This window comes from Rhodanobacter sp. sgz306013 (genome assembly GCF_057031145.1).
This window is the reverse complement of sequence record NZ_JBXCIJ010000002.1, coordinates 633,520-654,779: the sequence shown is the minus strand read 5'-3', so window position 1 is coordinate 654,779 and position 21,260 is coordinate 633,520. Positions and strand designations below refer to the sequence as shown.

The window sequence follows — 21,260 nt, the reverse complement described above, 5'->3', positions numbered from 1 at the left end:
CCCGCCTCTGCGAAACCGGAATCTCCAATCCCGAATCCCCGAGCGAGCATAGCGAGCGAGACCCATGGCAAGCGGACGCGAAATCAAAACCAAGATCAAGAGCACGCAGAACATGCGCAAGGTGACGCGCGCGCTCGAGATGGTCTCGGCCTCGAAGATCCGCAAGGCGCAGGATCTGATGAAGGCTTCGCGTCCCTATGCGCGTTCCATGCGCAAGGTGATCGCCCATGTGGCCCAGGCCAGTACCGACTTCAGGCATCCCTTCCTGGTCGAGCGCGAGAACGTGGCGCGGGTGGCCTATATCGTGGTGTCCACCGACCGGGGACTGTGCGGCGGCCTGAACTCCAACATGTTCCGCCGCCTGCTGCCGGCGATCCAGGAGTGGCAGGGCAGGGGCGTGCAGGTCGACGTGGTGGCGATCGGCCAGAAGGCGCTGCAGTTCTTCCGCCGCATCAAGGGCGTGAACCTGATCGGCAGCACCACCCATCTCGGCGAGCGCCCGAAGCTGGAGCAGCTGATCGGCGTGATCAAGGTGGTGCTGGACGCCTACACGGCGAACGCGCTGGATCGCGTGTTCCTCGCCTACAACGACTTCGTCAACACCATGACGCAGAAGCCCACCATCGACGCGTTGCTGCCGCTGCCGCTGGTCGCGGCTGAGCTGGAGGCGCACCAGGCGGCGGGCGAGTCGGCGTACGCAGGCATCAAGCTGGAGCAGACCCACGACTGGGACTACATCTACGAGCCTGACGCGCAGACCGTGCTGGAGCACGTGCTCGGCCGCTACATCGAGGCGGTGGTGTACCAGGGAGTGCTGGAAAACCTCGCCAGCGAGCACGCCGCGCGCATGGTTGCGATGAAGAGCGCATCGGACAACGCGAACAAGGTGATCGACACGCTGACGCTGGTCTACAACAAGACCCGCCAGGCGGCGATCACGCAGGAAATCAGCGAGATCGTCGGAGGAGCTGCTGCGGTTTGATCGCAGCAGCTCCCCAAGAAGAATTTTGGCGACGCGCAGCGGCGCCGCAACAGACACTTAAAGATCCATCCGGAGCACATCCATGAGCCAGGGCAAAGTTGTTCAGATCATCGGCGCGGTCATCGACGTCGAGTTCGCACGCGATCAGGTGCCGCAGGTGTACGACGCGCTGAAGATCGACGGCACCGAGATCACGCTGGAAGTGCAGCAGGTGCTCGGCGATGGCGTGGTGCGCACCATCGCGCTGGGTTCCACCGATGGCCTGAAGCGCGGCCTGCTCGCCCGCAACACCGGCGAAGGCATCAAGGTGCCGGTGGGCAACGCCACCCTGGGCCGCATCATGGACGTGCTCGGCAACCCGATCGACGAGGTCGGCCCGATCAACGCCGAAGACCGCTGGGTGATCCACCGCGAAGCGCCGTCCTACGACGAACAGGCGCTGGCCAACGAGCTGCTGGAAACCGGCATCAAGGTGATCGACCTGGTCTGCCCGTTCGCCAAGGGCGGCAAGGTCGGCCTGTTCGGCGGCGCCGGCGTGGGCAAGACGGTGAACATGCTGGAACTGATCAACAACATCGCGACCCAGCATTCGGGCCTGTCGGTGTTCGCCGGCGTAGGCGAGCGCACCCGCGAAGGCAACGACTTCTACCACGAGATGCAGGACGCCGGCGTCGTGAAGCTGGACAACCTGCCGGAGTCGAAGGTGGCGATGGTCTACGGCCAGATGAACGAGCCGCCGGGCAACCGCCTGCGCGTCGCGTTGACCGGCCTCACCATGGCCGAGTACTTCCGCGACCAGAAGGACGCGTCCGGCAAGGGCAAGGACGTGCTGTTCTTCGTGGACAACATCTACCGCTACACCCTGGCCGGCACCGAGGTGTCCGCACTGCTCGGCCGCATGCCGTCGGCGGTGGGCTACCAGCCGACGCTGGCCGACGAAATGGGCGTGCTGCAGGAGCGCATCACCTCCACTAAGACCGGCTCGATCACCTCGATCCAGGCCGTGTACGTCCCCGCGGACGACCTGACCGACCCGTCGCCGGCCACCACCTTCGCGCACCTCGACTCCACCGTGACCTTGTCGCGCCAGATCGCCTCGCTGGGCATCTACCCGGCGGTGGACCCGCTGGACTCCACCAGCCGCCAGCTCGATCCGCAGGTCGTCGGCCAGGAGCACTACGACGTGGCCCGCCGCGTGCAGGGCATGCTGCAGCGCTACAAGGAGCTGAAGGACATCATCGCCATCCTCGGCATGGACGAGCTGTCCGAAGAGGACAAGCAGGTGGTGGCGCGCGCCCGCAAGTGCGAGCGCTTCTTCAGCCAGCCGTTCCACGTGGCCGAGGTGTTCACCGGCGCGCCCGGCAAGTACGTGTCGCTGAAGGAAACCATCCGCGGCTTCAAGATGATCGTCGAGGGTGATGTCGACCACCTGCCCGAGCAGGCGTTCTACATGGTCGGCGGCATCGACGAAGCGATCAAGAAGGGCGAGGAGATGGGCGCCAAGAAAGCCGCGTAAGCGGCTTCCGCAAAAGGCATGGGCAAGCTGGCGGCGACGCTGCGATCAGAGCCAGTTGTTCTTTACCCAATCGTTTCCCGCGTAAGTCACGAGTAACCATCCATGACCACCCTCCGAGTCGACATCGTCAGCGCCGAGGCCGAGATCTTCTCCGGCGAAGCGACGCTGCTCGTCGCCACCGGCGAGCTGGGCGAGCTGGGCGTCACGCCGCGCCACGCGCCGCTGATCACCCGCCTCAAGCCGGGCCACGTCGACGTGGTGCTGGCCGCGGGCGAGCGCCAGCAGTTCTACATCTCCGGGGGCATCCTCGAGGTGCAGCCGCAGGTGGCCACCGTGCTGGCCGACACCGCGATCCGCGCGGCCGACCTGGACGAGGCCGCGGCGCAGCGCGCGAAGAAGGAGGCCGAGGACGCGCTGGCCAATCGCACCGACGCGCTGGAGGTTTCCGAGGCGCAGGCAAAGCTGGCCCAGGCGATGGCCCAGCTGCAGGCGTTGGAGCGGTTGCGCAAGAACCTCAAGCATTGACTTGTGCGCTCGTCCTTGAGCGCAGAGCATTGAAGTCAAAAAGCGGCCATGCATGGCCGCACCCAGGGATGAAGCGGTCGCTTCAATGGACTCCACGTAGAAAGAACGCCGGCTTCACGCCGGCGTTTTTGTGTCCGGCTCCCATCACCGCGCGTCGCGAAGCAGCACTTTAAATTACGCATGTAATCTGATAGCGTCGTCCGCGTCCACTGCATGGAAATGCATCGTGATGATGCGCATGATGTCGCTGCTTGCGGGCCTGTTCGCGCTGGGAACGGCGGGTTGCGCCACCGTCGCGCAGCCGCTCGCCAAGGCGCCCAACGAGGGTTCGACGAGCTACCACCTGGTCGACGATGGCCAGATGGCGCACTACCAGCTCGCGCTGGGCGATGTCGCAACGGGTGGCGGGACGATCCAGCGCGTGTTGCCGGTCTATCCGCCAGCGCAGCTCGCGGCATGCCTGCCGATCGTGGCCGTGCAGGTACAGGTCATCGTGGGCACGACGGGCAGGGCGAGCGACGTGCGGCAGTATCCGGTAGCCGGCGCTCCGGCCGCGGCCAGCGCGCCGCAGTTTTTCGACGCGGTACGTGCGGCGGTGATGCAATGGCAATTCGCTCCGTTGCAGATCAGCCACTGGGCCGCGGACGCGGACGGCAACACCCACGAGGTGGGCAGCGACACCAAGCCGTTCAGCCTGGTCTACGCGTTCCGCTTTGAATGTCACGCCGGCAGGGCAACGGTGTCGTCCGGGCCAGCGCAAGGTTGACCTGAACCGCCAGGCCATGGCCTGGCGGGCGGCCGGAGTTCGGCAGGGGCCGGCTGATAGACTTCCCGGCCAGGTCATCTCAAGGCGCACGCATGAGCCACGCCCCGTTGCACGTCATCGTCCTCGCCGCCGGCGCCGGCACGCGCATGAAGTCCGCGCGCCCCAAGGTGCTGATGCCGCTGGCCGGCCGGCCGCTGCTGGCGCACGTGCTGGCCACTGCGCGTGCACTGGAGCCTGCCGCGATCCACGTGGTCTATGGCCATGGCGGCGACGAGGTGCGGGCTGCGTTCGCAGGCCAGGACGATCTGCACTGGGTACTGCAGGCCGAGCGCCTTGGTACCGGTCACGCCGTGGATCAGGCGCTGCCCGGAGTTCCCGATGATGCGCAGGTGCTGGTGCTGTACGGCGACGTGCCGCTGATCCGCGCCGAGACCCTGCGCACGCTGGTGCAGGTCGAAGGCGGCTTCGGCCTGCTGGCGATCCGCGTGGCCGACCCGCGCGGCTATGGCCGCGTGCTGCGCGACGGCAACGGCCACGTGCGCTGCGTGATCGAGGAGAAGGACGCCAGCGAGGAGCAGCGCGCAATCGACGTGGTCAACACCGGCATCCTCGTCGCATCCGCCGCGGCGCTGCGCGTGTGGATCGCCGGGCTCGATCGCGACAACGCGCAAGGCGAGTTCTACCTCACCGATGTCTTCGCGATGGCCAGCGAGGAAAACCGCCCTGCGCTCAGCGTGGAATGCGCCGATCCGGTCGAGGCCTCCGGCGCCAACGACGCCATGCAGCTCTCGATGCTCGAGGCCGAGTTCCGCCGGCGCGCCACCCTCGCGCTGCAGCTCGCCGGCGTACGCCTTGCCGATCCTGCGCGGGTCGATGTGCGTGGCGGGGTGAGCAGCGGCCGTGACGTGGAGCTGGATATCGACGTGATCCTCGAGGGCGCGGTGAGCCTCGGCGACGAGGTGCGCGTGGGCCCGTTCGTCCGGCTGAAGGACGTGCGCCTTGCCGCCGGCACCGTGGTGCAGGCGCACTGCGACCTGGAGGGGGTGGTCACCCATGGCCCCTGCACCATCGGCCCGTTCGCGCGGCTGCGCCCCGGCACCGAACTGGACGCCGGCGTGCACGTGGGCAACTTCGTCGAGACCAAGAAGACCCGCATCGGCGAGAACAGCAAGGCCAACCACCTGAGCTACCTCGGCGACACGGTCATCGGCCGCGGCGTCAACGTGGGTGCCGGCACCATCACCTGCAACTACGACGGCGTGAACAAGTTCGTCACCCGCATCGAGGACGGCGCCTTCATCGGCTCCAACAGCGCCCTAGTGGCTCCGGTGACCGTGGGTGCGCAGGCCACCATCGGCGCCGGCTCGGTGATCACCCGCGATGCACCTGCCGGCGAGCTCACGGTGGCGCGTGGGCGCCAGCTCACCCTGGCGGGGTGGAGGCGGCCGGAAAAAGCGTCAAAGTAGGGCCGCGCCAGACTGCTTGCGCGAACAGACGTTTCGAATACGGGGGACCCCATGCACCAGGCTTGGTTTGTTCCGCTTGGCTGGCTGCACCGGCCGGTGACGCTGGCCGGATGGCTGGTCACGTCGGCCGCGCTCGCGTACATGCTTCAGGTGTATCTGGCGATCGACAGCCGCGCGCATTCGGTCAGCGACCTGCTGTACGCGGTCTACCCGCACTGGGGTGTCACCGCGCTCGGCTGGGACTGGATTGCCAGGCACGCCGGACGCGGAGCCCGGGCTCAGGCATAGCGCCAGCCGTCCAGTTCCACCAGCAATTCGCTGCGGCAGACGTCGCCGTGCAGCAGCAGCACCGGCACGCCGGGCAGGCGCTGCCCGAGCAGCTCGCGCACGCGGGTGGCGTCGGCGGCGTGGCGCACATAGGCTTTCAGGGGCGCCTGGGTATCGAAGCCGGCGGGCATGCCGGCGCTGGCGAGCAGTGCTTCGAGGTTGACCAGGATCTCGTCGAGCTGGGCGGCGATGTCGCCCGCATGGGCAGAGGCATGGCCCACCACGGCGGCGGTACCGGAGATCGCCAGCGCGTCCTGCGCGGGCAGCCGCATCGCGCGGGCGAAGCCGGGCGCGGTGCGGCCGTACTGGCGCGGGTAACGCCAGGCGCTGACCTGGCGCGGGTTCTCCACCGCAGTGCCGGCCTGCGTGCTGGCCAGCAGGTAGACCTGCAGCAGGCGCGGATCACCGTGATGGCCGATCGCGGTGGCGGCGGGGTAGCAGCCGGCGAACCAGTCGCCGCAGCCCTCGGCACGTCCGTCGCAGAACAGCTTGTAGCGCTCGGCGTCGCCGTCGCCCTGGTTGATCGCGCCCTGGTAGTTCCAGAGGCGCAGCACTTGCCGCTCGTCGCGGTTGCGGACGAACTCGCGCAGCTGCGCGTAGGCGGCGCGGGCCGCACCCGCGGGTCCGCCGTGTTCGCGTTCGTCCAGCTCCAGCGCGGCGTAAAGCCAGCCGCCGCCGGCCGACCAGCGTAGCGCACCGTGGCGGCCGTGCTGCACCGGTCCGTCGACCTGCCAGGCCTCCAGCGACGCGGGCGCGTCGAAGGCTTCCAGCGGCACGCGCAGCCAGCGCGGGTCATCCTCGCCCACGACGTGGCCGCCGAAGCCGAACACCGCCAGCGTGCCGGGCTCGGCCAGCAACGCGGCGGCATCGTTCATGCGATAGGAAATGCGCGGCGCGCGCGCGGGGCGGGACTCGGCCCATCGGCTTTCACAACCCTCGAGCATACTGGAGCCTATTTATGGTCTCCGCATGGCCCGCGCCGGGAACTGTCTGCGCGCAGGCCAAGGAAGAACGAAGGAGTGGACGTCCGTCCACGACTGAGTGATGACGCCGGCGTGCGCGCAGACAGTTCCCGGCCCTTCGGGTTGCCGTGCCGTGGCCGCCATGCGGCGGCGCGCGGCTTGGCCTGACAGCCAGTCAGGCCAGCGCCACGCGCCACCACCTGACGACCACGGCAAAGCAACGCGGGCCATGTGGAGACCATAAACAGGCTCTTCAACCGGGAAAGACAAGGGCCCCATGTTACACTTCGCCGTCGCTTTTCACTGTTTCGACGACGTTTCCCGAGCTTCCGCGCACATGGCCGAATTGACTCCTGCCCAGCACGAGCTGGCCACCCTGATCGTGGAAAGCCTGAACCTCGAAGCGGTCGACCCCGCGAGGATCGACCCGGACGCGCCGCTGTTCGGGGGGGAACTGGGGCTGGATTCGATCGACGCGCTGGAGATCGCGCTGGCGGTGTCCAAGCGCTACGGCTTCCAGCTGCGTTCGGACCATCCCGACAACCAGCGCATCTTCGCCAGCCTGCGCAACCTCAGCGCGCATGTCGAGCAGCACCGCGCCGATGCCTGAACCCGTCACGCGCTTCGGCGCCATGTCCGTGCCATGAGCACGCCGGCGCACTGGCGGCAGCACGGCGAAGGCGGCGGCCGCTTCGCGCTGTGGCTGATCCGCACGCTGGCGTTGCGCGGCGGCCGCCGCTTCGGGCTGCTGCTGCTGTACCCGGTAACGCTGTATTTCTTCCTGCGCCGCGGCGCCGAGCGGCGCGCCTCGCGGCAATACCTCGCGCGCGTGTTCGGGCATCCGCCCGGCCTGTGGCCGATGCTGCGCCAGTTCCACGCCTACGCGGTCACCACGATGGACCGGATCTTCCTGCTCGCGCACGGCGAGCGCGGCTTCGCGATCGGGATCGAGGGGCTGGAGGAGCTGGAACGGCGCATCGCCGAAGGCCGCGGCGTGCTGCTGGTCGGTTCGCACCAGGGCAGCTTCGAGGCCTTGCGCGCGCTTGGCGCCCGGCGCCCGGACGTGCCATTGCGCGTGGTGCTGGACAAGGGCAGGACGCCGGCGATGACCGAGCTGCTGGAGGCGCTGGCGCCGGACGTAGGCGCGGCGGTGATCGATGCCGCGCAAGGCGGCGCCAACGTGGTGCTGGCCGCCGCCGAGGCGTGCCGGCAGGGCGCGATGGTGGCACTGCTGGCCGATCGCGCCGGCGGGCAGGAGGCGCAACGTGAGGTGGATTTCCTCGGTGCGCCGGCGCCGCTGCCGGTGGGGCCGTGGCTGCTGGCGAACGCGCTCGAGGTGCCGGTGCTGCTGTGCTTCGGTCTCTACCTGGGCGGCAACCGCTACCGGCTGGTGTTCGAGCCGTTCGCCGAGCGCGTGGCGATTCCGCGCGGGCAGCGTGGCCCGGCGCTGGACGCGCTGCTGACCCGTTACGCGCAGCGGCTGGAGCACTACGTGCGGGTGGCACCGTACAACTGGTTCAACTTCCACGATTTCTGGCGGCGGTCCGACGGGGCCTCTACACGCTGATCAGCGGGCCGCGCATGTCGTCGATCACCCGCGGAGCGGTGTGCGAGCGCCGGTAGCTTTCCGCCACGCGACCGTAGTGCAGCACGCGGCCGACCGTGTACGCGGTGATGCGCAGGGTGTCGCGCACCGGCCGCAGGTGGCTGGCGCGGGCGCCGGGTGGATAGCGCGAGGCGATCGGCACCGAGACCACGCCCATGCCCAGCTCGCGCGAGGCCGCGATCAGGATCGCCGCCTCGAACACGAAGTTCTGCGCCGGCAGGTCGACCAGGTCCAGCGCGGCGCGCGGGTACCAGCGCTGGCCGCTCTGGGTGTCCGCCACCGGCTGGCCGCAACCCCAGGAAATGCCCCAGTCGGCGAACGCGTTCGCGCGGCGGCGCGCCCTGGGCTGCTGCGCCTTGTCGAGCAGGCGCGCGCCGATCACCAGCTGTCCGGGGTACGCAGCGGCCGCGGCCGTGATGCGCGGGATGTCGGCCGCCAGGTGCTGGCCGTCGCCGTCCATCGTCAGCACGGCCTCGCAGCCCTGGCGCAGCGCCTCGCGGAAGCCGTCGCGCAGGGCCTGGCCCTTGCCCTGGCGGTGGTCGTGGCGCAGCACCGTCACCGGCAGCGTGGCCAGGATCTCCGGCGTGCGGTCGTCCGAGCCGTCGTCGACCACGATGACGGGGACGTTCAGCGCCAGCACCGACTCGACCACGCCACGGATCGCCGCCTCCTCGTTGAGGCAGGGAATCAGCACGCACCAGCGGGGCAGGGCAGCGTTCACGCAGCAGGCTCCACGTCGATCAGCAAGTCCAGTGCAGCGGCGAGCTCAAGCCGGCAGCGGCCGCGGGCTTCGGCCAGCCGCGACAGCAGCGGCAGGGCGGCGGCGGCGGGATTGCCCGGCGCCGTGTCGGCCAGCGTAGCGGGCGGCGGCGTGGACGACACGTGATCCGGCGGCAGCTCCAGCCGCAGCCGCGCCAGCGTGGTCGCGCCCGCGTCCGGCGCCAGCAGCAGCGCACAGCCGAAAGCGCGGCCGCAGCCGGTCATTTCCAGCAGAGGGGTGTGTCCCGCGATGTCGCTGCATACCAGCAGCACCGGGCGCTGCTCGGCAAGCGCCTGGGTGGACGCTTCCAGCAGCGCGGCGGCAAAGCTGCGGGCGCCGGCGCAGACCGCGCTGGACGGCGCACGGCAGCCGGTGGCGATGGTCCAGTAGCCGGCTGGCGCGTTGTGCACGGAATGGTGGAAGCGGGTGGGCGAGAGTTCGGCGGGTGCGCGCGCCAGCGTTGCGCAGATCGCGTCGGTGGTCACCTGGTCGCCATGCGCCGAAGCGAACACGCAGGCCAGCGTGCCGGGGTCGCGGCCGCTCATCGCCAGCGCCTGGCCCGCGACTTCCACCGCGAGGCGCACGGCCTCCGGGGCCCGGCGCCGCTCGTTCGCCGGCAGCAGCGCGGCGGCAGGCGCACCGGGTGCGGCGGGCATGTCGCCGCCGAGCCGGGCGCACAAGGCGGCAAAGTCCGCGAGCTGCGGCGACCACAGCCCGACGCCTTCGACGTGCAGTTGCATGTGGCTCATGGTGCGCGCCCGAACACGAGGCAGGCATTGTTGCCGCCGAAGCCGAAGGAATTGCTGAGTGCCACGTCGATGCGTCGCGTCTCGCCCTGCCAGGCGAATTGCGGTCCGCAGGCGGGATCGGGCGCGACGGCGCCGAGGTTGCCGGGCACGAAGCCGTGCTCGATCGCCTGCAGCGCGATGGTGGCTTCGACGATGCCCGCCGCACCCAGCGTGTGGCCGGTAAAGCCCTTGGTCGAACTCGCGCGCGCGGTCGCGGGAAAGCGGCGCGCCAGCAGCGCGGCTTCCATCGCGTCGTTCTGACGGCTTGCGGTGCCGTGCAGGTTCACGTAGTCCACTTGCGCGGCGTCCAGGCCGGCACGGGCCAGTGCCGCGTCCAGCGCCAGCTCCGCGCCGTGGCCGTCGGGATGCGGCGAGGACATGTGCCAGGCGTCGCTGGCCTCGCCGTAGCCGAGCAGGCGAGGCGCCTGCGGCGCGGCGTCGGCGCGCTCCAGCAGCGCGAAGCCGGCCGCCTCGCCGATCGAGATGCCGTCGCGCGCCGCATCGAACGGCCGGCAGGCGGCGGTCGAGATCAGCTCCAGTGCGTTGAAGCCGAACAGCACGCTGTCGCAGAGGCTGTCCACGCCGCCGACCACGGCCGCGTCGGCGAGGCCCAGCGCCAGCAGGCGCGCCGCGCTGGCAAATACCTTGGCGCTGGACGAGCAGGCGGTGGAAATCGTCAGACAGGGACCTTCCAGCGCCAGCGCGGCGGCGACGAACGCGCTCAGCGAATCCGGCGCGTGCAGCGCAGGGCGGCGCAGGTCGGCGGGAAAACGGCCGTCGCCATCGAGCCGGCGGTATGCCTCTTCGGTGGCGCCGATGCTGGCGGTGGAGGTGCCCAGCAACAGCGCCACGCGGCGCGCGCCGTAACGTACGCGCGCCGCCTGCACACGGTCGAGGAAGCCGTCCTGCCGCAGGCCCAGCCAGGCGAGACGGTGATTGCGGCAATCCCAGCCGGCCAGCGCGGCCGGCAAGGCGTCCGCTTCGACTTCCGCCACGCGGCCGATCCAGCCCAGCCGCGGCGCGCTGCCGAAATCGTTGGGGCGCAGGCCGCTGCGGCCATGTCGCAGCGCATCGTGCTGGGCTTGCAGCCCGCGGCCCAGCGCGGAGCTGACCGTGCAGGCGCTGACCGCGAGCGGGCGCATCGGTGTCGTCATCGCGCCAGCGTAGCGAGCGGCCCCTGCCCTGCCTAGCTTGCGGGCGGGCGCGCGTTCAGCTGCGGCGTTGCCTGCCCCAGAGCGGGATCGCGCGGCGCCGTGCCGCAGCGGTGGCGAGGTCCGCTCTTGCTAAGCTGGCACCGATGCCCACGGAGTCACCGCGATGAGCGAACAGGCCGACCGCGCCGAAACCTTCCTGCGCGAACTGCAGGACCGCATCTGCGGGGCGCTCGAACAACTCGACGGTTCGGCAGCTTTCATCGAAGACGCCTGGACACGCGCGGCGGGCGGCGGCGGGCGTACCCGGGTGATGCGTGACGGCGCGCTGTTCGAGCAGGCCGGCGTGAACTTCTCGCGCGTCGGCGGCCACCCGTTGCCGCCCAGCGCCACCGCGCACCGGCCGGAGCTCGGCGGCGGCAGCTTCGTCGCCACCGGCGTGTCGCTGGTGCTGCATCCGAACAATCCCTACGTGCCGACCACGCATGCGAACGTGCGCTACTTCGAAGCCAGCAAACCGGGCGTGGAGCCGGTGTGGTGGTTCGGTGGCGGCTTCGACCTGACCCCGTACTATCCGTTCGACGAGGACGTGGTGCACTGGCACACCGTGGCGCGCGACCTGTGCACGCCGTTCGGCGCGGACATCTACCCGCGTTTCAAAAGGTGGTGCGACGAGTACTTCACGCTCAAGCACCGCGGCGAGACGCGCGGCGTGGGCGGACTGTTCTACGACGACCTCGACGAAGGCGGTTTCGAGCGCTGCCTCGATTTCACCAAGGCTGTGGGCCAGGGCTTCCTCGATGCCTACCTGCCGATCGCCGCGCGGCGGCGCGACACGCCCTACGGCGAGCGCGAGCGCGAATTCCAGTTGTACCGGCGCGGCCGCTACGTGGAGTTCAACCTGGTCTACGACCGCGGCACGCTGTTCGGGCTGCAGTCGGGCGGCCGCACGGAATCAATCCTGATGAGCCTGCCGCCACGGGTGCGCTTCGAATACGGGTACCAGCCGGAGGCTGGCTCCGCCGAGGCGCGGCTGACGGAATACCTGAAGCCGCGGGACTGGCTGTAGTGCTCGCCCGCCTCACGCCTCGTCCCTGAAGCCTGCCGTGCGCAGGCAGCGGACATAGGCGACGCTGCGCATGCCCACGCCGGTGCCATCGGCCGCATAGGCCTTCGATACGGAGGCCTGGACGCGGCAGCTGCGTTCGGCACGCTGGCGAAGCGCGTCGTGGTTCACGGGTGTGCGGGCGCAGGCGGCCAGCGACGCGGCGACGACGGCCGCGACGATGATTCGGGTGTTCATGGCAGTCTCCCGGCGCGCCACCCGGACGGTGGCTCGCGGTTAGTGGTTCGGGTGTTCCGTCGTGGCGTGGAAGCCGTTTCGTGGCTTACGGCGCATCCCCGTGGAACCGCTCCACGGCAGCACCCTTCACCGTCCCGATCTGGGCGCTGTCGCTGACCTTGAGCACCACCTCGCGGCGAAACTCCAGGGTGCCCTGCACCACCGCGTGCGGACCGATCACGATCACCGGCTTGCGCTCGCTGCCCCAGCGGAACCAGCCGTTGTTCGGCTTGTCGACCAGGATGCCCCCTTCGACGTGCGAGCCGGCGCCCACGGTGATGTCGCCCGCCACGGTTTCGAGGCCGCCGGCGACGTGGGCGGCGGCGAGGGTGATGGCGCCGTTGACGTTGGAGAGGTGGCCGTCCACCTGCGCCCCCTGGGCAAGGCTGATGGCGCCATTGACCGCTTCGACCTTGCCGGCGACCTGGCTGCCGGCGGCGAGCCGGATCGCGCCGTTCACCGTGCCCAGTTCGCCGGCGCGGGCCTGCGCGCCGAGGTCCACCGAACCGTTGACGGTGCTGGCCTTCTGCACCACGGCGTGGTTGCCGACATGCACGCTGCCGTTCACCGAGCTGACGTCGCCGGCATGCTGGCCGGCATCCACCTGCACGCTGCCGTTGACCTTGTCGATGTCGTTGTCCGCGGCGACGGCAGCCAGCGGCAGCAGGACGGCCCAGAGGATGGCAAGGGAAAGCAGGACGCGGCGCATGGCGGGACTCCGTTCGGCGAGTGGTATCACTGGGATGCACCTCGACGCCGAATGGTTGGCGTGACCTTTGGCAGGGGCGGCTGCTGCCGCTACCATTTCGCCTTTCCCGCCAAGAAGCGCCGCCATGCACAAGCTCGTCCTGATCCGCCACGGCCAGTCGCAGTGGAACCTCGACAACCGCTTCAGCGGCTGGGCCGATGTGGACCTCACCACGCTGGGCATGGAAGAAGCGCGCGAGGCGGGCGAGCTGCTGAAGCACGAGGGCTACGCCTTCGACGTGGCGCACACCTCGGTGCTGAAACGCGCGGTGCGCACGTTGTGGGGCGTGCTCGACGCGATGGACCTGATGTGGCTGCCGGTGCATACCGACTGGCGCCTCAACGAGCGCCACTACGGTGCGCTCACCGGCCTCAACAAGGCCGAGACCGCGGCGAAGTACGGCGACGCGCAGGTGAAGGTATGGCGCCGCAGCTACGACATCCCGCCGCCGCCGCTGGAGCGCGCGGCGAACGAGGCAGTGCACGATCCGCGCTACGCCGCGCTCGCGCCCGCGCAGATTCCCGACACCGAGTGCCTGAAGGACACCGTGGCCCGCGTGCTGCCGTACTGGCACGAGGTGCTGGCGCCGGCGATCAGGTCCGGCCGGCGCGTGGTGGTGGCCGCGCACGGCAACTCGCTGCGCGCGCTGGTGAAGTACCTCGACGGCATCTCCGACGCCGACATCGTGGAAATGAACATCCCGAACGGCGTGCCGCTGGTATACGAGTTCGATGCGGAGCTGAAGCCGCTGAAGCGCTACTACCTGGGTGACGCCGCCGCGATCGAGGCGAAGATGGCCGCGGTCGCCAACCAGGGCAAGGCGAAGTAAGGCCGCTGGTGCGTGCATGACAGGCGTCATGCGCGAGGGCTGTGCCGCGTCAATCGCGCGGCGAATGCATCTCGGCTAGGCTGCGCGCATCCTTCCCGCCGGACGCGCCGACCGTGCCCTCCCACCTGATGAGCTACGCCATCATCGTGCCGCTGATGGCCTTGATGGTCTGGCGCCGGATCAGCCGCCAGTTCGGCCGCCAGCCGATCCGGCGCCAGCGGATGACGGTGCGCATCGTGATCTTCGCGGTGATCGGCTGCCTGCTGATGCTGGGCGGGCTGCGGGACATCCGGCTGGCCGAGGGCGTGCTGGGCGGCGCGGCGATGGGCGCGGCGCTGGGCCTGCTCGGCTTGCGCCTGACCCGCTTCGAGGCCGACCCGCTGAAGGGCGACTGCTACGTGCCGAACCCGTGGATCGGCGCCGTGCTCACTGCGCTGCTGCTGGGACGCCTGGCCTGGCGCCTCCTCGTGCTGTGGCCGCAGATGCAGCAGGCCCAGGCGCTGGCCGTCGGCGCGTCGCCGGGCACGGGCATGCAGATGGGCTACCAGTCCAGCCCGCTGACCATGCTCGTGATCGGTCTGCTGGTGGGTTATTACATCGCCTACTACGTCGGCTTGCTGGTGCACCACCGGCGCTGGCAGCAGTCGCGCCTAGCCGCCGCCTGAGTCCATTCCCGGCGCTACGCTGAAGTCGATCTCCAGCGGGTAGGGCTGCGGGGACGCCGGCGGCAAGGGGAAGGTCCAGCCGGCGAACCGGGCCGCCATGCAGGTGGCCACCCTGGTCGCCGGCTGCACCACGACGTGCTGCGGCTTGCCCTGCGCGTCCACGTCCAGCACCAGGGTGAAAGGCGACTTGTCTCCCAGCTTGTTGCCGGCGAGGCAACCCCTGTAGGCATCGGTGGTGGGGTTGCCGATCTTGCCCCACAACGCCTTCTGGTAGGCCGGTCCGGTGGCGGCGGCCTCGGCCATCTTCGCCTGGTGCACGCGCGTTTCGAAATCGGCGCCGCCATTCGACGGGGCGCCGCCCAGCAGCAGGGCGAGGGCAAGGGCGATGGACATGCGGGGCTTCCGGCGACGGTTTTGCCGCGACCTTAGCAGCTCGTCGTGGCGGACGCGGCGTAATCGCGCAGCCAGCCGGCCACCGCCGCGCCCGGCATCGGGTGCGCGATGTAATAGCCTTGCACCTCGTCGCAGCTCATGTCGCGCACGGCGGCCATCACGCGCCCGGTCTCCACGCCCTCCATCACCACGCGAAAGCCGAGGTCGTGCCCGAGCGCCGCCATCGCGCGCACGATCGCGGCGTCATGCAGGCGGCTGTCGAGGCCGCGCACCAGTGACTGGTCGATCTTCAGGCTGGTGGCCGGCATCCGGCGCAGCGCGTCGAGGTTGCTGTAGCCGATGCCGAAGTCGTCGATGGCGATGCCCACGCCGTCCTGGCGCAACGCGACGAGCACGTCGCGGGTGAGCTCGCTGTGGTGGATGGCGGTGCTCTCGGTGAACTCCAGTTCCAGCCGGGCCAGCGGCACGCCGTGGCGCTGCGCCGCCGCGGCGAGGCGCTGCTGCAGCGTCGCGTCCAGGTCGATGCTGGACACGTTGAGCGACAGCCGCACGGTAAGCCCGTCGCGCAGCCACTCGGCCAGCTGCGCGAGGCCATGGTCGAGCACCCAGTCGGTCAGCGTGCGCATCAGGCCGGCCTGCTCGGCGAGCGGCACGAAGGTCGCGGGCGAGACCGCGCCCAGGGTGGGGTGGCGCCAGCGCGCCAGCGCTTCCAGCGCCACGCAGCGGCCGCTGGCCAGCTCCACGCGCGGCTGGTAATGCAGTTCCAGCTCGGTGCGCTCGGACAGCGCGGCCGCCAGCTCGGTGACCAGGAAAAACTCCTGGCGCTGGCGCTCGTCCTGGCTGTGCTCGTACACGGCCCAGCCGCGTCCGCTGTCCTGCGCGACGTGCGAGGCGCTCATCACGCGCCGTAGCGGATCGCCGCCGCGCAATTCGTGCGCCTCGACCTTGAGCAGCCCCACGCCCGGCTGCAGGCTCAGCGGCACGCCGAGGCAGTCGATGGGGACGCGTAGCGTGGCCACCAGGTCGTCCAGGCGCGCGGGAGGCAATGCTTCGTGCCGGCCGGCCGAAAGGACCGCCAGGCGCGACGCGCCGACCTGGTAGAGCTGCATGTCCGGCGACATCCAGGCCTGCGTCCGTTCGGCCATCGCGCGCATCAGCGCATCGGCGTAGACGTGGCCCATGGCGCGGACAAGGGCGTTGAAACGCGCGACCGGCGCCGCCTCGATGGCGACGATCCAGGCCGTATCGTCGTCGCCCGGCAGGTGCGTGCGGAGGTCGGCGAAGAAGGCGCTGCGATGCGGCAGGCCAGTGGCCGGGTCGGTACGGTTGAGGTAGCTGCGCAGGGTCGCGCCGGTCCCGGCCAGCGACGCCGCGTCGCGCAGGGCGGCATGGGCGCCTGCGGGCGGCATCGGGTGCGGGTTGTGATCCAGGGCGAGCAGCACGCCCAGTTTCTGTCCACCGAGGCCGAATACCGGTTCGCAGGCGAAAAAGCCGACCCCGGCCTGCGCGGAACCGTCGCCGGCGGACAGGAAGCGGAGGTCCTCGCGTGCGTCGGGCAACAGCTCGGCTTTGCCATGGTGCATGGCGGCTCGGCAAATGGCGAGCAGCGTGTCGTCGAGCGGCAGCGCATCCGGCAGTCCGGGCGGGGTGTACCAGAACGCACTGCCATCGGTCAGCAGCAGGGCGACCAGTGGCACGCCCAGCGCGCCGGCTGCCAGCCGCGCCACTGCCTCGAAGCCGGGCAAGGCATGGTGATCGGCGGCCTGCATGACTGCCGGCGCATGGTCGGTGTCGGGCCGCCCGCCAGGGAGCGGACCCTGCCAGATATCCATCGTCCCATCCCCCTGCGCGGCAGCGTGGTGCGCACTCCGGGAGGCTACTGCGGGGACGGGGTGGTGACAATGCTCGAGGCCTGTTCGCGTTCTCCGCACGGGTCGCCCTGCCGCGCCGTGGCCATCGGGTGGTGGCGGGTGACGGGAGCCTGCCCGGTTGGCATGCCGGGCTGCATGCTGCCGCGCGGCAGGGATTCGACGGCACTCTTGCGGGCCCGGTCGGTACTCCCCGCTCATCCCGGCGCCATCGCGGTGCCGTGGACGGAGGTCCGCTCCCGGCTCCTCAAAACCGAGGTCCTCCGTCGACGTTCCCAGCCTGTCCTGGTTTTCCGCTGGCAGCGGGCAGTCAGCCCGCGGCGCGGGCCATCCGTGGGAGGCGCAGCCGTCCTCAGTCGTTGCGGTGCGGCAACGCCAGATATTCCTTGCTCTGCATCTCGATCAGCCGGGACTCGGTGCGGCCGAATTCGGCGCGCAGGCGCTCGCCGTCGTATAGCTCGGTGATCGGTGCGGCCGCGGAGAGCACCAGCTTCACGTGGCGGTCGTAGAACTCGTCCACCAGTTGCACGAAGCGCTTGGCGGCGTCCTCGCTGTAGACGGTGAACTGCGGCACGTCGGAGACGATGACCGCGGGGCCGGCCTTGGCCAGTGCGATGTAGTCGGCCACCGCGCGCGGACCCTCGCACAGCGCGGCGAAGTCGAACCACAGGATGTTGTCGGCACGCTTGCGCAGCGGGATGTCGCGGCTGTTCACGTGCAGTACGCCGCCTTCGCGGATCCCGCCGCGCGCATGGTCCCGGAAAAGGCGCTCCAGCGCGCGGTGCGCCTCCGCGCCGGGTGGCGTGTGGTACACCGCCGCCTGGCTCAGTGCGCGCAGCCGCCAGTCGTGCGAGGAGGCCATCTCGACCACGCGGCAGTGCCGTTCGAGCAGCGCGATCGCGGGCAGGAAGCGCGCGCGCTGCAGGCCGTCCCTGTAGAGGTTCGCAGGCGCGGTGTTCGAGGTGGTGACCAGCGCCACGCCCCGCGCGAACAGGCATTCCAGCAGGCGGGCGAGGACCATCGCATCGCCGATGTCGTTGACCAGGAATTCGTCCAGGCACAGCACCCGGCAGCGCGCGGCGAGGCCGGCGGCCACCTCGGTCAGCGGATCCTGGCGTTCGCCGAGCTCGCGCAGGCGTTCGTGCACCTCGCCCATGAAGCGGTGGAAATGCCTGCGCAGCACCACGCCGTGCGGCAGGCTGGCGGCGAACAGATCCATCAGGAAGGTCTTGCCGCGCCCCACCGTGCCCCACAGGTACAGGCCTTGCGGTGGCGCCGCGGCCTCGCTGGCGAGCAGCGACTTCAGCCGCCCGAACAGGCCGCCGTTGCCGTTCGCCGTGGCGCACAGCGCGGCGTGCAGGCGGTCGAACTCGGGCAGCACCGCGAGCTGTGCGGGATCGGATTGCCAGCGGTGTGCAGCCACGCCTTCGTGGTAGCGCACGCTCGGTGCGGGCGGGAGGGGTTCACTCATGATGCGGGCGTCGTGGGGAGCGCGGGATCAGCCGCGCGGCGGCGGCAGCCAGTCGGCGACGGCGTGCTTCACCGCGCCGCGCAGGTCCATCAGCCGGCGGTGGAAGAAGTGGCCGGTCTCCGGCATGCGGATCAGCTCGGGTGGCTTGTCCATGCCGGCGATCCAGTCGAACACCGCCTGCGGTTCCACCACCTCGTCGGCCTCGCCCATCACCACCAGCCATGGGCAGGCGGGCAACACGTCGTCCGCCATCGACCAGCGGCCCACCGGCGGCGCGATGCTGACCAGCGCATCGGCCTCGAGCCGCACCGCGTTGCGGATGGTCACGTAGCTGCCGAACGAGAAACCGGCCAGCCACAGCGCGTCGCCCGGACGCACGCGGCGCAGCCAGGCCGTCACAGCCGCAAGATCCTCGCTCTCGCCGTTGCCGTCGTCGTAGCTGCCTTCGGAGGCGCCGGTGCCGCGGAAGTTGAATCTCAGCGTGTCCAGCCCCGATTCGCGCAGCGCGCGCTCCAGCATGGTCACCACCTTGTTGTGCATGGTGCCGCCCTGCACGGGATTGGGGTGGCACACCACCACTACCCCCCGCCGCGCATCGGTGCGTTCGGCGACGTCGCTGATGCATTCCAGCGCGCCGGCGGGGCCGGTGAGCGTGAACGCGGCCGCTTCCGCGGGAAAGCTGGCGGGGTTGGGCGGGAGTTCGGGGAGATTCATGCGGGCATTGTAGCGGAGGCTTTCCCGCCGCCCGGCCTGCGCCTGCCTCGCGAGCGAGGGCCTGCTTTCCGCGGTGCCCGCATCTTCCCCCGCCACCTCCCGCGATCGGGCCCGCGGGCAGGGGCCCTGGATGGTGCCGGCCCAAGGGGCGAGGAGAGAGGCAAACAGAAGCGCCGCCCGAGGGCGGCGCTGCATTCGCTTTGTGGCGGGGCGGTTCCCTACTTGGCCTGGCCCACGATCCAGGTGACTGCCGCCTTGACCTGCGCGTCGGTGAGCGCGGGGTTGCCGCCCTTGGGCGGCATGAAGTTGCCGTCGGGGCCGTGGTAACCCTCGGTGGCGTGCTTGATCAAGGTGTCCAGGCCCTGCGCGATGCGCGGCGCCCACATCGCCTTGTCGCCCAGTTTGGGCGCGCCGGCCACGCCGGCGGTGTGGCAGCTGTGGCACAGCTGGCCGTAGATCTCCTTGCCGTCAGTGGTGCCGCCATAGGCGACCTGCGAGGCGGCGGCCTTGGCGGCTGCATCGGCGGCGGCCTGCATCGCGGCGCGGCCGGTGTTGCCGGCGTACACCGCGCCGACGGGCGCGAGCCGCGCGGCCACCTGCGCCTGCACATTCGGGTCGGTTTCCTTGGGTTCGTGGCTGTAGATCGCCAGGGCGGTCAGGATCAGCACAACGGTCAGTGCCGCCAGGCCGCCGATCAGCTTGGCGAACTGGTGCACGAAAGCCCGGTCGGAATTGTTCATGGAACCGCTCACGTATGTACTCCAGGTCGGTGGATCGTCCGGAAGGCCCCTGTGGCACCCGGCATGCCAGTCGGCTGCCGCGGGCCCGCACCTGCCATGGCCGCGACGCAGGGCGGCCGGTCGGGCAGGCGCAAGGCCCGGAGTATAGACGAAGCGGCCGGCAAGTTTCCGGGCGCATGCAGCGGCGATCTGTCGCGCCGCTGCAATGAGGAACCGTGACGCTGGATGCATGTCCAATGCGCCGCAGCGCGGCGGGAGCGCATCCCTGCCATCGGTCATGCCCCACCCCTGTCAACTGGCATTGTTCCATTTCGTTGCACTGCACCTATGCTTGGGCCCATCGGCCGACCGCGGGCCGCGTCGGCGCGGGTTCCACCCTGGCACGGTTTTCATATCGGGAGTTTTCTGCAATGTCGCGTTTTTGGAAGATCGCGCTGATCGTCGTCGCGGTGGTGGTGCTGGCCATCGTCGCCGTGCGCCTGCTGCACAAGCCCGCCGGCGCGGGGCGACCCGGCGACGCGGGCGGCAAGGACAAGACCCCCCCGGTGCCGGTCACTGTGGTACCCGTGGCGAGGGAGAACGTGCCGGTCTACCTCACCGCGCTGGGCACGGTGCAGGCGCTCAACACCATCACGGTGAACCCGCAGGTGGGCGGCCAGCTGATGAGCCTCGACTTCACCGAGGGCCAGCCGGTGAAAAAGGGCCAGCTGCTCGCGCAGATCGATCCGCGCACCTACCAGGCCAGCTACGACCAGGCGGTGAGCAAGCGCAGCCAGGACCAGGCGCTGCTGGCCACGGCGCGCAGCAACTACGAGCGCTCGCAGAGCCCGCAGTACAAGCAGTACGTGGCGCAGGCCGACCTGGTCACCCAGCGCAACACGGTGGTGCAGTACCAGGCGGCGGTGGCGGCGGACGATGCGGCGATCCAGAGCGCCAAGACCCAGCTCGACTACACCCAGATCCGTTCGCCGATCGACGGCCTCGCCGGCATCCGCGGCGTGGACCCGGGCAACGTGGTGACCACCGCCAGCACCATCGTCACGCTGACCCAGCTGCACCCGATCAACGTGATGTTCACCCTGCCGGAGCAGAACCTGGACATGGTGCGCAAGGCGCAGCAGGAGGCGCCGCTGCAGGTTACCGCGCTGGACCGTGTGGACGCGCACCCGGTCGCCACCGGCGGCGTGCTCAAGGTGGTCGACAACCAGATCGACACCACCACCGGCACCTTCCGCCTGAAGTCGGAGTTCCCGAACGAGAAAAACGAGCTGTGGCCGGGGCAGTTCGTCAACGTGCGCCTGCAGGTGCGCGTGGATGACGGCGCCCTGGTGATCCCCGCCGAGGCGGTGCAGCGCGGACCCGACGGCGACTACGTCTACCAGGTGCAGGCCGACAACACGGTGAAGATGCAGCCGGTGGTGGTCGCTGGCGAGGTGGGCGACAGCCACGTGATGATAGGCAGCGGCCTCAAGGCGGGCGAGCAGGTGGTCACCGAAGGCCAGTTCCGCCTGAAACCCGGCAGCAAGGTCACCCCGCTCAAGCCCGGCGAAGTGCCGCCGGCGCCCAGCGCGGCGGATCTGCAGAAGGCCAAGCAGGGCAAGGGCGGCGGCCGCCGCGGCCGCTGACGATCCACCGGCGGCC

At 70.1% G+C, this 21,260-nt stretch carries 23 protein-coding genes; 12 read left to right on the top strand and 11 right to left on the bottom strand.

Going from position 1 to position 21,260, the window contains the following annotated elements; all coding sequences use genetic code 11:
- The first annotated feature begins 64 nt into the window (after positions 1–64).
- From atpG to AC2EWF_RS07850, 6 genes are all read left to right on the top strand, one after another.
- Positions 65–982: a F0F1 ATP synthase subunit gamma gene (gene atpG / locus AC2EWF_RS07875; protein WP_483638804.1), complete on the top strand. Its 918-nt coding sequence runs from the start codon at positions 65–67 to the stop codon at positions 980–982.
- Between the two features lie 82 nt (positions 983–1,064).
- A complete protein-coding gene (atpD, locus tag AC2EWF_RS07870; protein WP_483638803.1) occupies positions 1,065–2,498 on the top strand; it encodes a F0F1 ATP synthase subunit beta in 1,434 nt (477 codons plus the stop codon).
- 102 nt (positions 2,499–2,600) lie between these two features.
- A complete protein-coding gene (locus AC2EWF_RS07865) occupies positions 2,601–3,023 on the top strand; it encodes a F0F1 ATP synthase subunit epsilon (RefSeq protein WP_483638802.1) in 423 nt (140 codons plus the stop codon).
- A 229-nt stretch (positions 3,024–3,252) separates the two neighbouring features.
- Complete coding sequence (locus AC2EWF_RS07860; RefSeq protein WP_483639130.1) at positions 3,253–3,789, top strand: hypothetical protein; 537 nt, start codon at positions 3,253–3,255, stop codon at positions 3,787–3,789.
- A 92-nt stretch (positions 3,790–3,881) separates the two neighbouring features.
- On the top strand, positions 3,882–5,255 hold the full coding sequence (glmU, locus tag AC2EWF_RS07855) for a bifunctional UDP-N-acetylglucosamine diphosphorylase/glucosamine-1-phosphate N-acetyltransferase GlmU (protein ID WP_483638801.1): 1,374 nt from the start codon (positions 3,882–3,884) through the stop codon (positions 5,253–5,255).
- 51 nt (positions 5,256–5,306) lie between these two features.
- Complete coding sequence (locus AC2EWF_RS07850; protein WP_483638800.1) at positions 5,307–5,543, top strand: hypothetical protein; 237 nt, start codon at positions 5,307–5,309, stop codon at positions 5,541–5,543.
- Here the strand turns inward: AC2EWF_RS07850 and AC2EWF_RS07845 are convergent.
- Positions 5,534–6,457: a chorismate transformation FkbO/Hyg5 family protein gene (locus AC2EWF_RS07845; protein WP_483638799.1), complete on the bottom strand. Its 924-nt coding sequence runs from the start codon at positions 6,455–6,457 to the stop codon at positions 5,534–5,536. The two genes, AC2EWF_RS07850 and AC2EWF_RS07845, sit on opposite strands and share 10 nt — an antisense overlap.
- Before the next feature lie 424 nt (positions 6,458–6,881).
- Between AC2EWF_RS07845 and AC2EWF_RS07840 the strand changes: the two genes are divergently transcribed.
- Both AC2EWF_RS07840 and AC2EWF_RS07835 read left to right on the top strand, forming a co-directional pair.
- Positions 6,882–7,154: a phosphopantetheine-binding protein gene (locus tag AC2EWF_RS07840; RefSeq protein WP_483638798.1), complete on the top strand. Its 273-nt coding sequence runs from the start codon at positions 6,882–6,884 to the stop codon at positions 7,152–7,154.
- A gap of 33 nt (positions 7,155–7,187) precedes the next feature.
- Positions 7,188–8,111 (top strand): LpxL/LpxP family acyltransferase, encoded by a 924-nt coding sequence (locus AC2EWF_RS07835; RefSeq protein WP_483638797.1) that lies wholly within the window; start codon positions 7,188–7,190, stop codon positions 8,109–8,111.
- Here AC2EWF_RS07835 and AC2EWF_RS07830 read toward each other — a convergent pair.
- Genes AC2EWF_RS07830 through AC2EWF_RS07820 form a run of 3 tightly spaced genes read right to left on the bottom strand, consistent with a single transcriptional unit; the run spans position 8,101 to position 10,852 of the window.
- Entirely contained in the window at positions 8,101–8,871 is a 771-nt protein-coding gene (locus tag AC2EWF_RS07830; RefSeq protein WP_483638796.1) for a glycosyltransferase family 2 protein, read from the bottom strand. The genes AC2EWF_RS07835 and AC2EWF_RS07830 overlap by 11 nt on opposite strands.
- Positions 8,868–9,659, bottom strand: a complete 792-nt coding sequence (locus AC2EWF_RS07825) for a beta-ketoacyl synthase chain length factor (protein WP_483638795.1) — start codon at positions 9,657–9,659, stop codon at positions 8,868–8,870. The genes AC2EWF_RS07830 and AC2EWF_RS07825 overlap by 4 nt, the downstream gene beginning before the upstream one ends.
- The gene (locus AC2EWF_RS07820) at positions 9,656–10,852 is read right to left on the bottom strand and encodes a beta-ketoacyl-ACP synthase (RefSeq protein ID WP_483638794.1); all 1,197 of its coding nucleotides are present in this window, start codon (positions 10,850–10,852) and stop codon (positions 9,656–9,658) included. The genes AC2EWF_RS07825 and AC2EWF_RS07820 overlap by 4 nt, the downstream gene beginning before the upstream one ends.
- Before the next feature lie 163 nt (positions 10,853–11,015).
- Here AC2EWF_RS07820 and hemF point away from each other — a divergent pair, with 163 nt between their 5' ends.
- Positions 11,016–11,918: an oxygen-dependent coproporphyrinogen oxidase gene (gene hemF / locus AC2EWF_RS07815; RefSeq protein ID WP_483638793.1), complete on the top strand. Its 903-nt coding sequence runs from the start codon at positions 11,016–11,018 to the stop codon at positions 11,916–11,918.
- Positions 11,919–11,930: 12 nt separating this feature from the next.
- Here the strand turns inward: hemF and AC2EWF_RS07810 are convergent, their stop codons facing one another.
- Together AC2EWF_RS07810 and AC2EWF_RS07805 are read right to left on the bottom strand one after the other, a co-directional pair.
- Positions 11,931–12,152, bottom strand: a complete 222-nt coding sequence (locus tag AC2EWF_RS07810; protein WP_483638792.1) for a hypothetical protein — start codon at positions 12,150–12,152, stop codon at positions 11,931–11,933.
- Between the two features lie 85 nt (positions 12,153–12,237).
- Complete coding sequence (locus AC2EWF_RS07805; RefSeq protein ID WP_483638791.1) at positions 12,238–12,900, bottom strand: DUF4097 family beta strand repeat-containing protein; 663 nt, start codon at positions 12,898–12,900, stop codon at positions 12,238–12,240.
- Between the two features lie 124 nt (positions 12,901–13,024).
- Here AC2EWF_RS07805 and gpmA point away from each other — a divergent pair, with 124 nt between their 5' ends.
- Both gpmA and AC2EWF_RS07795 read left to right on the top strand, forming a co-directional pair.
- Positions 13,025–13,768: a 2,3-diphosphoglycerate-dependent phosphoglycerate mutase gene (gene gpmA / locus AC2EWF_RS07800; RefSeq protein ID WP_483638790.1), complete on the top strand. Its 744-nt coding sequence runs from the start codon at positions 13,025–13,027 to the stop codon at positions 13,766–13,768.
- Between the two features lie 113 nt (positions 13,769–13,881).
- Complete coding sequence (locus AC2EWF_RS07795) at positions 13,882–14,433, top strand: CcdC protein domain-containing protein (protein ID WP_483638789.1); 552 nt, start codon at positions 13,882–13,884, stop codon at positions 14,431–14,433.
- Here AC2EWF_RS07795 and AC2EWF_RS07790 read toward each other — a convergent pair.
- The 5 genes from AC2EWF_RS07790 to AC2EWF_RS07770 form a co-directional block, all read right to left on the bottom strand.
- Positions 14,419–14,826: a peptidase C13 gene (locus AC2EWF_RS07790; protein WP_483638788.1), complete on the bottom strand. Its 408-nt coding sequence runs from the start codon at positions 14,824–14,826 to the stop codon at positions 14,419–14,421. The two genes, AC2EWF_RS07795 and AC2EWF_RS07790, sit on opposite strands and share 15 nt — an antisense overlap.
- Before the next feature lie 32 nt (positions 14,827–14,858).
- Positions 14,859–16,658 (bottom strand): putative bifunctional diguanylate cyclase/phosphodiesterase, encoded by a 1,800-nt coding sequence (locus tag AC2EWF_RS07785; protein ID WP_483638787.1) that lies wholly within the window; start codon positions 16,656–16,658, stop codon positions 14,859–14,861.
- A gap of 388 nt (positions 16,659–17,046) precedes the next feature.
- Positions 17,047–18,165: a cell division protein ZapE gene (gene zapE, locus AC2EWF_RS07780; protein ID WP_483638786.1), complete on the bottom strand. Its 1,119-nt coding sequence runs from the start codon at positions 18,163–18,165 to the stop codon at positions 17,047–17,049.
- Positions 18,166–18,192: 27 nt separating this feature from the next.
- Complete coding sequence (locus AC2EWF_RS07775; RefSeq protein WP_483638785.1) at positions 18,193–18,879, bottom strand: alpha/beta hydrolase; 687 nt, start codon at positions 18,877–18,879, stop codon at positions 18,193–18,195.
- 218 nt (positions 18,880–19,097) lie between these two features.
- Entirely contained in the window at positions 19,098–19,619 is a 522-nt protein-coding gene (locus AC2EWF_RS07770; protein WP_483638784.1) for a c-type cytochrome, read from the bottom strand.
- Positions 19,620–20,029: 410 nt separating this feature from the next.
- On the opposite strand from AC2EWF_RS07770, the gene AC2EWF_RS07765 reads away from it, so the two are divergent.
- A complete protein-coding gene (locus AC2EWF_RS07765; RefSeq protein WP_483638783.1) occupies positions 20,030–21,244 on the top strand; it encodes an efflux RND transporter periplasmic adaptor subunit in 1,215 nt (404 codons plus the stop codon).
- Positions 21,245–21,260 lie beyond the last annotated feature (16 nt).